This is a genomic window from Streptomyces aurantiacus (genome assembly GCF_027107535.1).
GTDB lineage: Bacteria > Actinomycetota > Actinomycetes > Streptomycetales > Streptomycetaceae > Streptomyces.
The window spans coordinates 2,087,793-2,102,426 of record NZ_CP114283.1 but is presented as its reverse complement, the minus strand read 5'-3'; the positions used below and the strand labels follow the sequence as shown (position 1 = coordinate 2,102,426).

Sequence of the window (14,634 nt, the reverse complement as noted above, 5' to 3'; positions counted from 1 at the left end):
CTCCCCGGCCTCAGGTCCACCCGTTCGAGTGAGCGGATTGTCCGTTACGTACATGAACAGCCGTACGAGAACGAACGGTTGTCACTTCGTGCCGCGCACGCCCTTGGCGAGATCGGCGGCGAGAGCGCGTACGGCGTCCAGGCCGGCGGCCTCGTCCGGGGCGTCCAGCATCAACTTCACGAAGGCCGAGCCGACGATGACGCCGTCGGCGAAGCCGGCCACCTCGGCGGCCTGCCGGGCGTTCGAGACGCCGAGGCCGACACAGACCGGGATGCCGGTGGTGGCCTTGGTACGCCGGACAAGGTCCTGCGCCTGCGCGCCCACGGACTCCCGGGTGCCGGTGACGCCCATCAGCGAGGCCGCGTAGACGAAGCCGGAGCCCGCCGCGGTGATCTCGGCCAGCCGGGCGTCCTTGCTGCTGGGGGCGACGACGAAGACGGTCGCGAGGCCGTGCTTCTCGGCGTGCTCCCTCCACAGCGCGGACTCCTGCACGGGGAGGTCGGGCAGGATGCAGCCGGCCCCGCCCGCTTCGGCCAGTTCGGCGGTGAAGCGCTCGACGCCGTAGCGGTCGATCGGGTTCCAGTACGTCATCACGAGGACGGGCTTGCCGGTCGCCTCGTACGCCTCGCGGACCGTGCGCATCACGTCCGCGATCCTGACGCCGCCGCGCAGGGCGATGTCGTCGGCGGTCTGGATGACCGGGCCGTCGAGGACGGGGTCGCTGTGCGGCAGCCCCACCTCGACGACGTCCGCGCCGCCCTCGAAGACGGCCTTGACGGCCGCGATCCCGCCGTCGACGGTCGGGAAGCCGGCCGGGAGGTACGCGATGAGGGCGGACCTGCCCTCGGCCTTCGCACCGGCGAGCGTGTCGCTCAACAGCTGGATGTTGCCGCTCACTTGGCGTCCCCCTCGATCTCGGCACGGTCGCTGTCGGCGTCCGCCTCGACGACGGCGTCGGCGCCCTCGTCGTACAGGCCGAAGTAGCGGGCGGCCGTGTCCATGTCCTTGTCCCCGCGGCCGGACAGGTTGACGACGATCAGCCCGTCCGGGCCGAGCTCCCTGCCGATCTCCATGGCTCCGGCGAGCGCGTGGGCGCTCTCGATCGCCGGGATGATGCCCTCGGTGCGGGAGAGCAGGCGCAGGGCCTGCATCGCCGCGTCGTCGGTCACGGCCCGGTACTCGCCGCGGCCGCTGTCCTTGAGGTAGGCGTGCTCGGGGCCGATGCCCGGGTAGTCGAGTCCGGCCGAGATCGAGTACGGCTCGGTGATCTGGCCTTCCTCGTCCTGGAGGACGTACGAGCGGGAGCCGTGCAGGATGCCCGGCTCGCCGGCCGTCAGCGTGGCCGCGTGCTCGCCGGTGTCGATGCCGTGCCCGGCGGGCTCGCAGCCGATCAGGCGGACGTCCGCGTCCGGGATGAACGCGTGGAAGAGGCCGATGGCGTTCGAGCCGCCGCCGACGCAGGCGACGGCCGCGTCGGGGAGGCGGCCGGCACGCTCCAGGATCTGCCTCCGGGCCTCGACGCCGATGACGCGATGGAAGTCGCGGACCATGGCGGGGAAGGGGTGCGGGCCCGCGACCGTACCGAACAGGTAGTGGGTGCGGTCGACGTTGGCGACCCAGTCGCGGAAGGCCTCGTTGATGGCGTCCTTCAGCGTGCGGCTGCCGGACTTCACGGCGATGACCTCGGCGCCGAGCATGCGCATCCGGGCCACGTTCAGGGCCTGGCGCTGTGTGTCGATCTCACCCATGTAGATGGTGCATTCGAGGCCGAACAGCGCGCAGGCGGTGGCCGTGGCGACGCCGTGCTGGCCCGCGCCGGTCTCGGCGATGACGCGGGTCTTGCCCATGCGTTTGGTGAGCAGGGCCTGCCCGAGCACGTTGTTGATCTTGTGAGAACCGGTGTGGTTCAGGTCCTCGCGCTTGAGGAACACCCGGGCGCCACCCGCGTGTTCGGCGAAGCGCGACACCTCGGTGAGGGAGCTGGGGCGGCCGGTGTAGTGGACGAGCAGGTCGTCCAGCTCCCGGGCGAAAGCGGGGTCGGACTTCGCCTTGTCGTACTCGACGGCGACCTCGTCCACGGCGGCGACCAGCGCCTCCGGGATGAACTTTCCGCCGAACGCGCCGAAGTACCCCTCGGCGCTGGGAACCTGACCCTCGGGGTCGGGAATGAAGAACTCGCTGGGCATGCGGTTACCTCGCTGGGGCGTGGCCCCGGTCTACAGGTCGGATGACGGTCACATGTGCGCCGCGTCCGCCGGCGGTTCGTCTCCCCGGCCGTGGCGGTCGCGGTGCCGCCGGACCCGCGCCGCGTGTCGTCGAGGCGCGGAAGGAGTTCCCGGGCCACAACGGGCCGGCAACGAGCAGGAGAGAGTGGCACCCACCCGGCCGCGGCGCGGAGAGAGCCCGCGCGACGGGGATCGGGTGGCGCCGAACCGGGCCCCGGCCCGGTCAGGAGACGGGGCGGAGTCCGTGGGCGGCGGTGGCGCGTACGCGCCGACGCCATCGCATGCCGTTGACCTGGCCCGGCTCGTCGCCGATGACGTACCGCACCCGGCGCCCGTGCACACGCCTGGCGGGCGCGCGGCAGCCGCGCGGACGGCAGCCGCGGGCGAGCCGGGCGTAGGGGCCGCGGGCCACCGAAGGCCCCGCGGCGGCGGACCGCACACGCGCCGGACCACCGTCGGGGCATGAGCCCGGACGGGTGGTGGCGGCGGGGGTACGGCCGGCGTTCATCCGGGGTGTCAGCCCCGTCCGTGCCGCAGCGCGGGGTGCGCGCCGGCGGCGACCAGGTCGGAGACGGCGGTGCGCGGGTCCCGGCCGGTGACCAGGGACTCGCCGACCAGTACGGCGTCGGCGCCGGCGTTCGCGTAGGCGATGAGGTCGTGCGGACCACGGACGCCGGACTCCGCGATCTTCACGATGTGGGCGGGGATCTCGGGTGCGACGCGCTCGAAGGTGCCGCGGTCGACCTTGAGGTCCTTGAGGTTGCGCGCGTTGACGCCGATGACCTTCGCGCCGGCGTCCACCGCCCGCTCGACCTCGTCCTCGTCGTGCACCTCGACGAGCGGGGTGAGTCCGATGGACTCGGCACGCTCGATGAGGGACTCCAGGGCGGGCTGGTCGAGCGCGGCCACGATGAGCAGCGCGAGGTCAGCGCCGTACGCCCGGGCCTCCCACAGCTGGTAGGACGTGACGATGAAGTCCTTGCGCAGCACCGGGATGTCGACCTTGGCCCGCACGGCCTCCAGGTCGGCCAGCGATCCGCCGAAGCGGCGCTGCTCGGTGAGCACGGAGATGACGGACGCGCCGCCCGCCTCGTAGTCCGCGGCGAGGGCCGCGGGATCGGCGATCGCAGCGAGCGCGCCCTTGGACGGGCTGGAGCGCTTGACCTCGCAGATGACCTTGACGCCGTCGCCGCGCAGGGCCGCGACACCGTCCTTGGCTGCCGGAGCCTTCGCGGCGCGCTCCTTGAGCTCGTCGAGGCTGACGCGCGCCTGTCGCTCCGCGAGGTCGGCACGGACTCCGTCGATGATCTCGTCGAGCACACTCACGCGAGCGGCCCCCTTCCCTGACGGTTGGCACTTGCAGCGGTTCTGCGGTTGACCCCGGATCCGTCGCATCGGACGAAACCGGTGGTCACTGCGATGGTATCCGGAGGAGGGCTTAGGCCTCACATCCGGTTGACGGCGGTCCCACTACCTGGACATTCGCACATTGATCAAGGGTGGAGCCAGCCACCGAACGGCAGGTTCCGGACAACGGTGAAGACCAGCAACAACGCGCCCAGCGCCCACAGCAAGGACGGCCCCGGATCGACGCGCGTCGGCCGTCCACGGACCGAGCGGACCACCCAGACGGTCCACAGCGCGGCGAAGACGGCGTAGCCGAGAACGGCGACCGCGTTGGCCCCGAGGGCCGTCCCGAGGTCCCCGTGCACGACGGCGTACGCGCTGCGCAGCCCGCCGCAGCCGGGACAGTACAGGCCGGTGTACTGCAGCAGCGGGCAGGCGGGGTAGTGCCCCGGTTCGTTCGGGTCGACGGTCCCCACGTACGCGAAGGCGCCGACGACGGCCGCGAGGATCCCGCCGGGCACGACGAGCCGTCGCGGCAGGGATCCGGGAGCGGGCGTCACCCTCTGGGAATCGGCGTTCACCCGTCGCATTGTGCCGCGCCGGGGTGGACCGCGCACCGGCCCGCGCCGTGTGCGGGCCCACGCACGGACACACGGAGAAGGCGGCTCCGGCGTTCGACGCCGGACCCGCCTCCCGTGATGCCGTGGAACCGTGCCACCGTACGGACGGGCTCAGCTCTCGGCGGACGCCACCTGGTGGGTCGGGTGCGTGCGCTTCGGCTGGCCGAGGCCCGCCGCGCGCATGGCCATGCCGACCACGCCGCCGAGGACGACGATGACCATGCCGGCCCAGAAGCCCAGCGGGCTGGCCATCACCATGAAGGCACCGGAGACGCAGAAACCGATGAAGGCGATGATGACACCGGTCCAGGCGGCCGGGGTGTGACCGTGGCTGCTGCCCGCCATGACTTGCTCCTCGTTGCTGTGTGCGTATGTGAGTCGGACGCTCGCCGCCCATTGTTCCGTACCTGCGGGACCGCTCGGAGCCGGGGGTGCCGCGCCCCCGCAGGGCGCGGGGAACCGCGGGACCGGCCGCCGCTCACGGCGGTTCCGGCGGACCGGGTGGCAGTTCCCTCAGGCGCTTGTCGGGTCCTCGCCGCGGTCGAGGGCCTTCCAGATCTCCTCGGGCCGGTCGGTGTCCGCCGGGGCCCGGGTCCTGCGCACCCGCGGGGCGCCGTCGCGCTCGTACCGTCCCGACATGGTCGGCCACAGCCGTCCGTAGCGCAGGGCGAGGAGGCCCGCGAGGAGGAGCAGCAGACCGCCCGCGGCGGCCACGTACGGCCAGGCGGTGTGGGTCATGGTGTCAACGGTCGCCGCGGTGTCCCCGGTGGCCTGGGCGGCCTTCTCGTCGAGCGCTGAGCTGTCGGACACACCGAGGAGCGCCGAGGCGATCGTGCCCGCGCCGGAGAGCGCGAGGAGTCCGGCGACCAGGAAGCGGCCGGCCCGGCGGACGGCGAAGACGGCGACGAGGGAGGCCAGTCCCACTATCGCCAGGGAGGCGGGGACGCCCGTGACGTCGCTGCCCGTGGCGCTCAGCGGGAATTCACCGCCGGCGACGGTCGCGGTGCCGTCCGACCAGCCACGGCGGGTGGCGAGCAGCACGACGGCCGCGCCGAGCGCGCCGGACAGCAGGGCGAGGGCGAGGCTTCGGCGGCCGGACCGGGCGGGTCCGGGGGCTTCGGATCGGGGGTGCGGAACAGCAGTCACGTGCTCCACTATCGCCTGAACCCCGGGCGAACCGTCACCCGGGGCTCACGTGAGACGCGTCGCACTGGGCGCCTATGTCCGGTTCCGGGCGTCCGGAACGGTGCGTGACGTGCCGTTTCCACCGGTGTGCGTCGTCCCCGGGGCCGGTGCGCGCCCTACTGGGCCAGCCGGTTGGCCGTGTGGACCGCGCGGAGGACCGCGGCGGCCTTGTTGCGGCACTCGGTGTCCTCGGCGACGGGGTCCGAGTCGGCGACGACTCCGGCGCCGGCCTGCACGTACGCCGTGCCGTCGCGGAGCAGGGCCGTACGGATGGCGATGGCGGTGTCGGAGTCGCCCGCGAAGTCGAGGTAGCCGACGCAGCCGCCGTACAGGCCGCGCCGCGAGGGCTCCAGTTCGTCGATGATCTGCATGGCGCGGGGCTTGGGGGCGCCGGAGAGGGTGCCGGCGGGGAAGCAGGCCGTCAGTACGTCGAAGGCCGTACGGCCTTCGGCGACCCTGCCGGTCACGGTCGACACGATGTGCATGACGTGCGAGTAGCGCTCGATGGACATGAAGTCGACGACCTCCACGGAGCCGGGCTCGCAGACCCGCCCCAGGTCGTTGCGCCCCAGGTCGACGAGCATCAGGTGCTCGGCGCGCTCCTTGGGGTCGGCGATCAGCTCGTCGGCGAGGGCCTGGTCCTCCTGGACAGTGGCGCCGCGCGGCCGGGTACCCGCGATGGGGTGCACCATCGCCTGGCCGTCCTCGACCTTGACCAGGGCCTCCGGGGAGGAGCCCACGACGTCGAAGCCGTCGAAGCGGAAGAGGTACATGTACGGCGACGGGTTGGTGGCCCGCAACACCCGGTACACGTCCAACGCGCTTGCCGTGCACGGCGTCTCGAAGCGCTGGGAGGGGACGACCTGGAAGGCCTCGCCGGCCCGGATGCGCTCCTTGATGTCGTCGACGGCGTCCTGGTAGTCGGGGCCGCCCCACAGCGCGGTGTACTCGGGCAGTTCGGACGGCGGGAGCGCGGCCGGGGGCTGCGAGACGGCTCGCGAGAGGTCCGCCTCCATGGCGTCGAGGCGGGCGACCGCGTCGGTGTACGCCTCGTCGACGCCCGTGTCGAGGTCGTTGTGGTTGATCGCGTTGGCGATCAGCAGGACCGAGCCGTCCCAGTGGTCCAGGACGGCCAGGTCGCTGGTGAGCAGCATGGTGAGCTCGGGCAGCTTCAGGTCGTCGCGCTCGCCGGGGCCGATCTTCTCCAGCCGGCGCACGATGTCGTAGCCGAGGTAGCCGACCATGCCGCCCGTGAAGGGGGGCAGCCCGGACAGATCGGAGCCATGGGCGAGGTCGTGCGGCGTGTGGAGGGCCTCGATGGTGGCGCGCAGGGCCGCGAGGGGGTCGCCCTGCACGGGGACGCCGACGGGCGGGGTGCCCAGCCAGTGGGCCTGGCCGTCGCGCTCGGTGAGCGTGGCGGACGAGCGGACGCCCACGAAGGAGTAGCGGGACCAGGTACGCCCGTTCTCCGCGGACTCCAGGAGGAAGGTGCCGGGGCGCTCCGCGGCGAGCTTGCGGTAGAGCGCGACGGGGGTGTCGCCGTCCGCGAGGAGCTTGCGGCTGACGGGGATGACTCGCCGGTCGGTGGCCAGCTTGCGGAACGTCTCTAGGTCCATGGCGGCTGACCTTACTGATCCACTGCCGGTGCGCCGGAATCGGCGTCCCCCAGCAGCACGTCGGCGTCGAAGCAGGTGCGGTCGCCGGTGTGGCAGGCGGCGCCGACCTGGTCGACCCTGACGAGCACGGTGTCGGCGTCGCAGTCGAGGGCGACGGACTTGACCCACTGGACGTGTCCGGAGGTGTCGCCCTTGACCCAGTACTCCTGGCGGCTGCGCGACCAGTACGTGCACCGGCCCGTCGTCAGGGTGCGATGCAGTGCCTCGTCGTCCATCCAGCCGAGCATCAGCACCTCGCCGGTGTCGTACTGCTGGGCGATGGCGGGAACGAGCCCGTCGGCGCCGCGCCTGAGGCGGGCGGCGATCTCGGGGTCCAGGCCGCTGGGGCTGCCGGGCGTGGGCGTGCTGGTCATGCCGACCATTGTGCCGCGCCGGCCGGACGCACCCGGACGCCGTCCACTGGATGAGAGAGGCCGGTGCGCCGGAGGCCGGTCATCCGCGATTTCGGCTCCAGGACGCCTTGACGAGGAGCCGGCGGCCGTGAGAACTGGGCGGACCGCGGGGACGGTCGTAGGCTGGCAGGTATGTCGACCCATGCCAAGCGTGAACGACTTCTCTTCGCCGATCTGTTGGAGGCCGTGGGCCCGGAGGCCCCGACCCTCTGCGAAGGCTGGAACACCCGTGACCTCGCCGCCCACGCCGTGGTGCGCGAGCGTCGCCCGGACGCCGCCGGCGGCATCCTGATCAAGCAGCTCGCGACCCGTCTGGAGCGGGTGAGGGTGGAGTTCGCGGCGAAGCCGTACGAGGAGCTGATCCAGCTGATCCGTACGGGGCCGCCGCGTTTCTCGCCGTTCTCCCTCAAGCAGATCGACGAGGCGTCGAACGCGATCGAGTTCTACGTCCACACCGAGGACGTACGCCGTGCCCGGCCCGACTGGGTTCCCCGCGTGATCGACCCGGTCTTCCAGGACGCCCTGTGGTCCCGTCTCGAACGGACGGCCCGTCTGATGGGCCGTGGCGCGCCCACCGGGCTGGTCCTGCGCCGCCCGGACGGCCAGACGGCCGTGGCCCACCGGGGCACCCCCGTGGTCACGGTCACCGGCGAGCCCTCCGAGCTCGTCCTCTTCGCGAACGGCCGTCAGAGCGCCGCCGACGTGGAGCTGGAGGGCGACAAGGACGCGATCGCCAAGCTCCACGAGGCGAAGCAGCTGGGGCTGTAGCACCTGGCGCGCGGCCCGCGGCCCGAAGGGGACGCGGGCCGGGACCCGTGCGGCGCCGGGGTCGTGGGCGCGACCGGCCCCGCCGCCCGCGTACGGTCTCGACTCCGCCTCTGCCACTACCGGGGAAGCTCCGCTCGCCGCAGCGGCCGGGAACGCAGCCCGAGGATCCCGCCGAGGACGCACACGGCCGCGCTGGCCACGAAGACGGGGCCGGTCCCCCAGAGGGCGATGCCCGCCCCGGTCACCGGGAACGTGAGCGGGGCGAGCCCGAGGCTGAACAGGCTCGACACGGAGGTCACCCGCCCCACGAACGCGGGATCGGACTCGGTCTGCACCAGCGCCCCGCTCAGGGCTCCGCTCAGTCCTGCGAGCAGCCCGACGGCGAGCGCCGTGCCGAGGGCGGCGGCGACGGTCTGCGTGTACGCGAGCGCGCCGATGGCGACGGCCCCGGCCGTCAGGCAGCCGGGGCTCACCGATCACTCGTCACCACGGCCTCACCGGGGCATCACCGCACCGGGTGTCCCGCCTCCCGCAGCGCCTGCTTGACCTGGCCGATCCGCAGGTCTCCGAAGTGGAAGACGGACGCGGCGAGCACGGCGTCCGCGCCCGCGGCGACGGCCGGCGGGAAGTCGTCGAGCCGGCCCGCGCCGCCGGAGGCGATGACCGGAACCGTGACGTGCCTCCGTACGGCCTCGATCATCTCGATGTCGTAGCCGTCCTTGGTGCCGTCGGCGTCCATGGAGTTGAGCAGGATCTCGCCCGCGCCCAGCTCGGCGGCCCGGTGCGCCCACTCCACGGCGTCGATCCCGGTCCCCTTGCGGCCACCGTGGGTGGTCACCTCGAAGGAGCCGGTGTCCGTCCTGCGCGCGTCCACCGACAGGACCAGCACCTGCCGTCCGAACCGCTCCGCGATCTCGCGGATCAGGTCGGGCCGGGCGATGGCCGCGGTGTTCACCCCGACCTTGTCCGCGCCCGCGCGCAGCAGCTTGTCGACGTCCTCGGCCGTACGGACGCCACCGCCCACCGTCAGCGGGATGAAGACCTGCTCGGCGGTGCGGCGCACCACGTCGTACGTGGTCTCGCGGTTGCCGGAGGACGCGGTGATGTCCAGGAACGTCAGCTCGTCGGCGCCCTCGGCGTCGTACACCTTGGCCATCTCGACGGGGTCGCCCGCGTCGCGCAGGTTCTGGAAGTTGACGCCCTTGACGACCCGGCCGTTGTCGACGTCCAGGCAGGGGATGACTCGTACGGCCAGGGTCATGACTCGGGCGCCTCTCGGTACGCCTCCACCTCGACCTCGACCACCAGACCGGGGTCCACGAAACCGGAGACGATGATCATTGATGCCGCGGGCCGGACGGTGTCGAACAGCTCCTTGTGGGCGCGCCCGATGTCCTCCACGTCCCGGGCGTGCGTGAGGTACATGCGTGTACGGACGACGTCCTCGCGGCCGAGGCCCAGCTGCTTCAGGGCCGCCAGCGCGACGTTGAACGAGTTGACCGCCTGCTCGTACGGGTCGCCCCCGGCGATCTGGCCGTCCACCACGGAGGTGCAGCCGGAGACCAGAACCAGGCCGTTCGGCAGCTCCACCGCGCGGGAGTAGCCGAAGGCCTCCTCCCAGGGGGCGCCCGTCGTGACGCGTCGTACGGCGCTCACGCGGACACCGCCGCCAGGGCCTCTTCCAGCGTGAACGCCTTCGCGTACAGGGCCTTTCCGACGATCGCGCCCTCGACACCGAGGGGCACCAGCTCGGCGATGGCACGGAGGTCGTCCAGCGAGGACACGCCTCCGGAGGCCACCACAGGGCGGTCGGTCGCCGCGCACACGTTCTTCAGGAGCTCCAGGTTCGGGCCCTGGAGGGTGCCGTCCTTGGCGATGTCCGTGACGACGTACCGCGCGCAGCCCTCCTTGTCGAGGCGCTCCAGCGTCTCGTAGAGGTCGCCGCCGTCACGGGTCCAGCCGCGGCCGCGCAGGGTGGTGCCCCGTACGTCGAGGCCGACCGCGATCTTGTCGCCGTGCTCGGCGATGACCTTGGCGACCCACTCGGGGGTCTCCAGGGCGGCGGTGCCGAGGTTCACGCGGGTGCAGCCGGTGGCGAGGGCCGCGGCGAGGGTGTCGTCGTCACGGATGCCGCCGGACAGCTCCACCTTGATGTCCATCGCCCGGGCGACCTCGGCGATCAGGGCGCGGTTGTCCCCCGTGCCGAACGCGGCGTCCAGGTCGACGAGGTGCAGCCACTCGGCGCCCGACCGCTGCCAGGCGAGGGCCGCCTCCAGAGGAGAGCCGTACGAGGTCTCCGTACCGGACTCGCCGTGGACGAGGCGGACCGCCTGACCGTCACGGACGTCGACGGCGGGGAGGAGTTCGAGCTTGGCCATGGTCTACAGGGTTCCGATCCAGTTGGTGAGCAGCTGGGCTCCGGCGTCGCCGGACTTCTCGGGGTGGAACTGGGTGGCCCACAGGGCGCCGTTCTCGACGGCCGCCACGAAGGGCTTGCCGTGCGTGGACCAGGTGACGAGCGGGGAGCGCATCGCCGGGTTCCCGGTCTCGAGGGACCAGTCGTGGACGGCGTACGAGTGCACGAAGTAGTAGCGCGCGTCCGCGTCCAGGCCGGCGAAGAGCTGGGAACCGGCCGGTGTGTCGACGGTGTTCCAGCCCATGTGGGGCACGATGTCGGCCTGCAGCGGCTCGACCGCGCCGGGCCACTCGTCGAGGCCCTCGGTCTCGACGCCGTGCTCGATGCCCCGCGCGAACAGGATCTGCATGCCGACACAGATGCCCATGACCGGGCGGCCGCCGGCGAGCCGGCGTCCGACGATCCAGTCGCCGCGCGCTTCCCTCAGCCCGCGCATGCAGGCGGCGAAGGCACCGACACCGGGCACGAGCAGCCCGTCCGCGTTCATGGCCGTGTCGTAGTCGCGCGTTATCTCGACGTCGGCGCCCGCGCGGGCGAGTGCGCGCTCGGCGGACCTGACGTTCCCGAAGCCGTAGTCGAAGACGACCACGCGCTTTGCCGAGGTACTCAATTCCACACCTCCAGTCGGAGGACACCTGCCACGAGACACATGCCCGCGCCGATCGACAGCAGGACGATGAGGCTCTTGGGCATCTGCTGTTTGACGAAGGAGTAGATCCCGCCGAGCAGGAAGAGCCCGACGACGATCAGGATGGTGGAGAGGCCGTTCATGGCTTTACAGCGCACCCTTCGTGGAGGGAAGGATGCCCGCCGCGCGCGGGTCGCGCTCGGAGGCGTACCGCAGGGCCCTCGCGAGCGCCTTGAACTGGCACTCCACGATGTGGTGGGCGTTGCGCCCGTACGGCACGTGCACGTGCAGGGCGATCTGCGCCTGGGCGACGAAGGACTCCAGGATGTGCCGGGTCATCGTCGTGTCGTACTCGCCGATCATCGGCGCCATCTTCTCGGGCTCCGTGTGCACGAGGTACGGGCGGCCGGAGAGGTCGACGGTCACCTGGGCGAGCGACTCGTCCAGCGGGACGGTGCAGTTGCCGAAGCGGTAGATCCCCACCTTGTCGCCGAGCGCCTGCTTGAAGGCGCCGCCCAGCGCGAGGGCGGTGTCCTCGATGGTGTGGTGGGAGTCGATGTGCAGGTCGCCCTCGGTCTTCACGGTCAGGTCGAACAGACCGTGCCGGCCGAGCTGGTCGAGCATGTGGTCGTAGAAGCCGACGCCTGTCGACACGTCGACCTTTCCGCTGCCGTCGAGGTCGATCTCGACGACGACGGAGGTCTCCTTGGTGTTCCGTTCGACACGGCCTACGCGGCTCATGCGCTCTGCTCCTTCTTCAGTTCACGGACCGCGTCGAGGAACGCGTCGTTCTCGGCCGGGGTGCCCGCGGTGACCCGCAGCCATCCCGGTACGCCGTTGTCCCGGACCAGAACTCCCCGGTCGAGGATCTTCCGCCAGGCCTCGTGCGAGCCGTTCTCGCCGTCGAACCGCCCGAACTGGACGAAGTTGGCGTCGGACTCGGTGACGTCGAAACCGATCGCGCGCAGTTCGGCGACCAGCCGGTCCCGCTCGGTCTTCAGCTGCTCGACGTATCCCAGCAGTGTGTCGGTGTGCTCCAGGGCGGCCAGCGCGGTCGCCTGCGTGACGGCCGACAGGTGGTACGGCAGCCGTACGAGCTGCACGGCGTCCACGACGGCCGGGTGCGCGGCGAGATAGCCGAGGCGCAGGCCGGCCGCGCCGAACGCCTTCGACATCGTGCGCGAGACGACGAGATTCGGCCGACCTTCGAGCAGGGGCAGCAGCGAGTCGCCGTGGCTGAACTCGACGTACGCCTCGTCGACGACGACCATGGACGGCCTGGCGGCCTGCGCGGCCTCGTACAGCGCGACGACGGTCTCGGGCGGAACCGCGTTGCCCGTCGGGTTGTTGGGGGTCGTGACGAACACGACGTCCGGCCGGTGCTCGGCGATCGCCCTCTCGGCGGCGGCGAGGTCGACCGTGAAGTCCTCGTTGCGGGGGCCGGAGATCCATCCGGTGCCGGTGCCGCGCGAGATCAGGGCGTGCATCGAGTACGAGGGCTCGAAGCCGATCGCCGTGCGGCCGGGTCCGCCGAAGGTCTGCAGGAGCTGCTGGATGACCTCGTTCGAGCCGTTGGCCGCCCAGACGTTCTCGACACCGACCGTGTGTCCGCCGGTCCTCGTCAGATAGGCGGCGAGCTCCGTGCGCAGTTCCACCGCGTCCCGGTCGGGGTAGCGGTTGAGGCTGCGGGCGGCCTCGCGCACCCGCTCGGCGATCCGCTCGACGAGCGGCTCGGGCAGCGGATAGGGGTTCTCGTTGGTGTTCAGCCGGACGGGGACGTCGAGCTGGGGCGCGCCGTACGGCGACTTGCCGCGCAGCTCGTCACGTACGGGGAGGTCGTCGATGCCGGTCACTTGCTGGGCACCTTCCAGTCGAACCTTGCCTTGACGGCGGCACCGTGGGCGGGGAGATCCTCGGCCTCGGCGAGCGTCACCACGTGGTGGGCGACCTCGGCCAGCGCCTCGCGCGTGTAGTCGACGATGTGGATGCCGCGCAGGAAGGACTGGACGGACAGGCCCGAGGAGTGGCAGGCGCAGCCGCCGGTGGGGAGCACGTGGTTGGAGCCGGCCGCGTAGTCGCCGAGCGAGACGGGCGCCCAGGGGCCGACGAAGACCGCGCCCGCGTTCCGTACGCGGTCCGCGACCGCGCTCGCGTCGGCCGTCTGGATCTCCAGGTGCTCCGCGCCGTACGCGTTGACGACGCGCAGGCCCTCCTCCACGCCGTCGACCAGCACGATCGCGGACTGCCTGCCGCTCAGCGCCGGGACGATCCGGTCGTCGACGTGCTTGGTCGCGGCGACCTGTGGCTCCAGCTCCTTCGCGACCGCGTCGGCCAGCGCGACCGAGTCGGTGACGAGGACGGCGGCCGCGAGCGGGTCGTGCTCGGCCTGGCTGATCAGGTCGGACGCCACGTGCACCGGGTCGGCGGTCTCGTCCGCGAGGATCGCGATCTCGGTCGGGCCGGCCTCGGCGTCGATGCCGATCCTGCCCGCGAAGTACCGCTTGGCGGCGGCGACCCAGATGTTGCCCGGCCCGGTGACCATGACGGCGGACGGGCAGGACTCGGTGCCGTAGGCGAACATCGCCACGGCGGTCGCGCCGCCGGCCGCGTACACCTCGTCGATCCCGAGCAGCGCGCAGGCGGCGAGGATCGTGGGGTGGGGCAGACCGCCGAAGTCCGACTGCGCGGGTGAGGCGAGCGCGATCGACCTGACGCCCGCCTCCTGGGCCGGCACCACGTTCATGATCACGGACGAGGGGTAGACCGACCGGCCGCCGGGCGCGTACAGCCCGACCCGGTCGACGGGCACCCACTTCTCGGTGACCGAGCCGCCGGGCACGACCTGGGTGGTGTGCGTGCTGCGGCGCTGCTCGCGGTGGACGGTGCGGGCGCGGCGGATGGACTCCTCCAGGGCCGCGCGGACGGCCGGGTCGAGCCGGTCGAGCGCGTCGGTGAGGGCCTGCGCCGGGACCCGTACGGATTCCAGGCGGACGCCGTCGAACCTCTCCGCGTAGTCGATCAGCGCCGCGTCGCCCCGATGATGCACGGCCTCACAGATCGGCCGCACCTTCTCCAGGGCGGCCGAGACGTCGAAGTCGGCCCGGGGCAGCAGGTCGCGCAGAGCGGAACCCTCGGGGAGGGCGTCGCCGCGCAGATCGATTCGAGAGATCACATGTCCAATTCTCGCAGACGGCCGTCGGACGCCGGACGGCTGTATCAACCGCTGATACGGGCTGTGGACCACCGGAATGCGTGTGGCCCGAATTCGCACCTGACAGTCACACTGAGTGACCTACTTCACTCTGGGTGTTCAGGCGGTCTCTCAGTGGGCATCACGTGGACAACTGTACGAAACCCGCGAGTAGCAGAGGAGAGAG

The 14,634-nt window shown here is 71.9% G+C and carries 19 protein-coding genes; 1 reads left to right on the top strand and 18 read right to left on the bottom strand.

Translation table 11 applies throughout. The features are described 5' to 3' along the window. Positions 1 to 81 precede the first annotated feature (81 nt). The 9 genes from trpA to hisI form a co-directional block, all read right to left on the bottom strand. On the bottom strand, positions 82 to 897 hold the full coding sequence (gene trpA, locus O1Q96_RS10975) for a tryptophan synthase subunit alpha (RefSeq protein ID WP_217460163.1): 816 nt from the start codon (positions 895 to 897) through the stop codon (positions 82 to 84). After that, positions 894 to 2,186, bottom strand: a complete 1,293-nt coding sequence (trpB, locus tag O1Q96_RS10970; protein ID WP_217460162.1) for a tryptophan synthase subunit beta — start codon at positions 2,184 to 2,186, stop codon at positions 894 to 896. Before trpB ends, trpA begins: the two co-directional genes overlap by 4 nt. 262 nt (positions 2,187 to 2,448) lie before the next feature. After that, positions 2,449 to 2,733 carry a tryptophan biosynthesis modulator TrpM gene (gene trpM / locus O1Q96_RS10965; protein ID WP_269247982.1) on the bottom strand — a complete coding sequence of 95 codons (285 nt, stop codon included), beginning with the start codon at positions 2,731 to 2,733 and terminating at the stop codon, positions 2,449 to 2,451. A gap of 8 nt (positions 2,734 to 2,741) precedes the next feature. Further along, positions 2,742 to 3,551 carry an indole-3-glycerol phosphate synthase TrpC gene (gene trpC / locus O1Q96_RS10960; protein WP_217460160.1) on the bottom strand — a complete coding sequence of 270 codons (810 nt, stop codon included), beginning with the start codon at positions 3,549 to 3,551 and terminating at the stop codon, positions 2,742 to 2,744. A gap of 167 nt (positions 3,552 to 3,718) precedes the next feature. Next, the gene (locus O1Q96_RS10955) at positions 3,719 to 4,162 is read right to left on the bottom strand and encodes a DUF2752 domain-containing protein (protein ID WP_269247981.1); all 444 of its coding nucleotides are present in this window, start codon (positions 4,160 to 4,162) and stop codon (positions 3,719 to 3,721) included. A 141-nt stretch (positions 4,163 to 4,303) separates the two neighbouring features. After that, a complete protein-coding gene (locus tag O1Q96_RS10950) occupies positions 4,304 to 4,537 on the bottom strand; it encodes an HGxxPAAW family protein (protein ID WP_217460158.1) in 234 nt (77 codons plus the stop codon). 168 nt (positions 4,538 to 4,705) lie between these two features. Next, the gene (locus O1Q96_RS10945) at positions 4,706 to 5,347 is read right to left on the bottom strand and encodes a TIGR02234 family membrane protein (RefSeq protein ID WP_269247980.1); all 642 of its coding nucleotides are present in this window, start codon (positions 5,345 to 5,347) and stop codon (positions 4,706 to 4,708) included. A gap of 146 nt (positions 5,348 to 5,493) precedes the next feature. After that, positions 5,494 to 6,993 (bottom strand): anthranilate synthase component I, encoded by a 1,500-nt coding sequence (locus O1Q96_RS10940; RefSeq protein WP_269247979.1) that lies wholly within the window; start codon positions 6,991 to 6,993, stop codon positions 5,494 to 5,496. Between the two features lie 11 nt (positions 6,994 to 7,004). After that, a complete protein-coding gene (gene hisI, locus O1Q96_RS10935; RefSeq protein WP_269247978.1) occupies positions 7,005 to 7,406 on the bottom strand; it encodes a phosphoribosyl-AMP cyclohydrolase in 402 nt (133 codons plus the stop codon). Positions 7,407 to 7,577: 171 nt separating this feature from the next. On the opposite strand from hisI, the gene O1Q96_RS10930 reads away from it, so the two are divergent. After that, on the top strand, positions 7,578 to 8,213 hold the full coding sequence (locus O1Q96_RS10930) for a TIGR03085 family metal-binding protein (RefSeq protein WP_269247977.1): 636 nt from the start codon (positions 7,578 to 7,580) through the stop codon (positions 8,211 to 8,213). 116 nt (positions 8,214 to 8,329) lie between these two features. On the opposite strand, the gene O1Q96_RS10925 is transcribed toward O1Q96_RS10930, so the two are convergent. The 9 genes from O1Q96_RS10925 to hisD are packed head-to-tail and all read right to left on the bottom strand — an operon-like array spanning position 8,330 to position 14,429. After that, positions 8,330 to 8,686: an MFS transporter gene (locus O1Q96_RS10925; protein ID WP_331276033.1), complete on the bottom strand. Its 357-nt coding sequence runs from the start codon at positions 8,684 to 8,686 to the stop codon at positions 8,330 to 8,332. Between the two features lie 32 nt (positions 8,687 to 8,718). Continuing rightward, complete coding sequence (gene hisF, locus O1Q96_RS10920; protein ID WP_269247976.1) at positions 8,719 to 9,474, bottom strand: imidazole glycerol phosphate synthase subunit HisF; 756 nt, start codon at positions 9,472 to 9,474, stop codon at positions 8,719 to 8,721. Then, entirely contained in the window at positions 9,471 to 9,869 is a 399-nt protein-coding gene (locus O1Q96_RS10915; protein ID WP_269247975.1) for a RidA family protein, read from the bottom strand. The genes hisF and O1Q96_RS10915 overlap by 4 nt, the downstream gene beginning before the upstream one ends. After that, positions 9,866 to 10,591 (bottom strand): bifunctional 1-(5-phosphoribosyl)-5-((5-phosphoribosylamino)methylideneamino)imidazole-4-carboxamide isomerase/phosphoribosylanthranilate isomerase PriA, encoded by a 726-nt coding sequence (gene priA / locus O1Q96_RS10910; protein ID WP_269247974.1) that lies wholly within the window; start codon positions 10,589 to 10,591, stop codon positions 9,866 to 9,868. Before priA ends, O1Q96_RS10915 begins: the two co-directional genes overlap by 4 nt. Before the next feature lie 3 nt (positions 10,592 to 10,594). Continuing rightward, complete coding sequence (gene hisH / locus O1Q96_RS10905; protein ID WP_269247973.1) at positions 10,595 to 11,245, bottom strand: imidazole glycerol phosphate synthase subunit HisH; 651 nt, start codon at positions 11,243 to 11,245, stop codon at positions 10,595 to 10,597. After that, a complete protein-coding gene (locus O1Q96_RS10900) occupies positions 11,236 to 11,400 on the bottom strand; it encodes a hypothetical protein (protein WP_269247972.1) in 165 nt (54 codons plus the stop codon). The genes hisH and O1Q96_RS10900 overlap by 10 nt, the downstream gene beginning before the upstream one ends. A 4-nt stretch (positions 11,401 to 11,404) precedes the next feature. Beyond that, positions 11,405 to 11,998 carry an imidazoleglycerol-phosphate dehydratase HisB gene (hisB, locus tag O1Q96_RS10895; RefSeq protein WP_055518513.1) on the bottom strand — a complete coding sequence of 198 codons (594 nt, stop codon included), beginning with the start codon at positions 11,996 to 11,998 and terminating at the stop codon, positions 11,405 to 11,407. After that, positions 11,995 to 13,110 (bottom strand): histidinol-phosphate transaminase, encoded by a 1,116-nt coding sequence (locus O1Q96_RS10890; RefSeq protein ID WP_269247971.1) that lies wholly within the window; start codon positions 13,108 to 13,110, stop codon positions 11,995 to 11,997. The genes hisB and O1Q96_RS10890 overlap by 4 nt, the downstream gene beginning before the upstream one ends. Continuing rightward, a complete protein-coding gene (gene hisD, locus O1Q96_RS10885) occupies positions 13,107 to 14,429 on the bottom strand; it encodes a histidinol dehydrogenase (RefSeq protein ID WP_269247970.1) in 1,323 nt (440 codons plus the stop codon). Before hisD ends, O1Q96_RS10890 begins: the two co-directional genes overlap by 4 nt. Positions 14,430 to 14,634: the final 205 nt, after the last annotated feature.

Coding starts and splice junctions, on each gene's coding strand:
- trpB (WP_217460162.1), bottom strand. CDS start 2,186: ATGCCCAGCGAGTTCTTCATTCCCGACCCCGAGGGTCAGGTTCCCAGC.
- trpM (WP_269247982.1), bottom strand. CDS start 2,733: ATGAACGCCGGCCGTACCCCCGCCGCCACCACCCGTCCGGGCTCATGC.
- O1Q96_RS10955 (WP_269247981.1), bottom strand. CDS start 4,162: ATGCGACGGGTGAACGCCGATTCCCAGAGGGTGACGCCCGCTCCCGGA.
- O1Q96_RS10950 (WP_217460158.1), bottom strand. CDS start 4,537: ATGGCGGGCAGCAGCCACGGTCACACCCCGGCCGCCTGGACCGGTGTC.
- O1Q96_RS10940 (WP_269247979.1), bottom strand. CDS start 6,993: ATGGACCTAGAGACGTTCCGCAAGCTGGCCACCGACCGGCGAGTCATC.
- hisI (WP_269247978.1), bottom strand. CDS start 7,406: ATGACCAGCACGCCCACGCCCGGCAGCCCCAGCGGCCTGGACCCCGAG.
- O1Q96_RS10930 (WP_269247977.1), top strand. CDS start 7,578: ATGTCGACCCATGCCAAGCGTGAACGACTTCTCTTCGCCGATCTGTTG.
- hisF (WP_269247976.1), bottom strand. CDS start 9,474: ATGACCCTGGCCGTACGAGTCATCCCCTGCCTGGACGTCGACAACGGC.
- priA (WP_269247974.1), bottom strand. CDS start 10,591: ATGGCCAAGCTCGAACTCCTCCCCGCCGTCGACGTCCGTGACGGTCAG.
- O1Q96_RS10900 (WP_269247972.1), bottom strand. CDS start 11,400: ATGAACGGCCTCTCCACCATCCTGATCGTCGTCGGGCTCTTCCTGCTC.
- hisB (WP_055518513.1), bottom strand. CDS start 11,998: ATGAGCCGCGTAGGCCGTGTCGAACGGAACACCAAGGAGACCTCCGTC.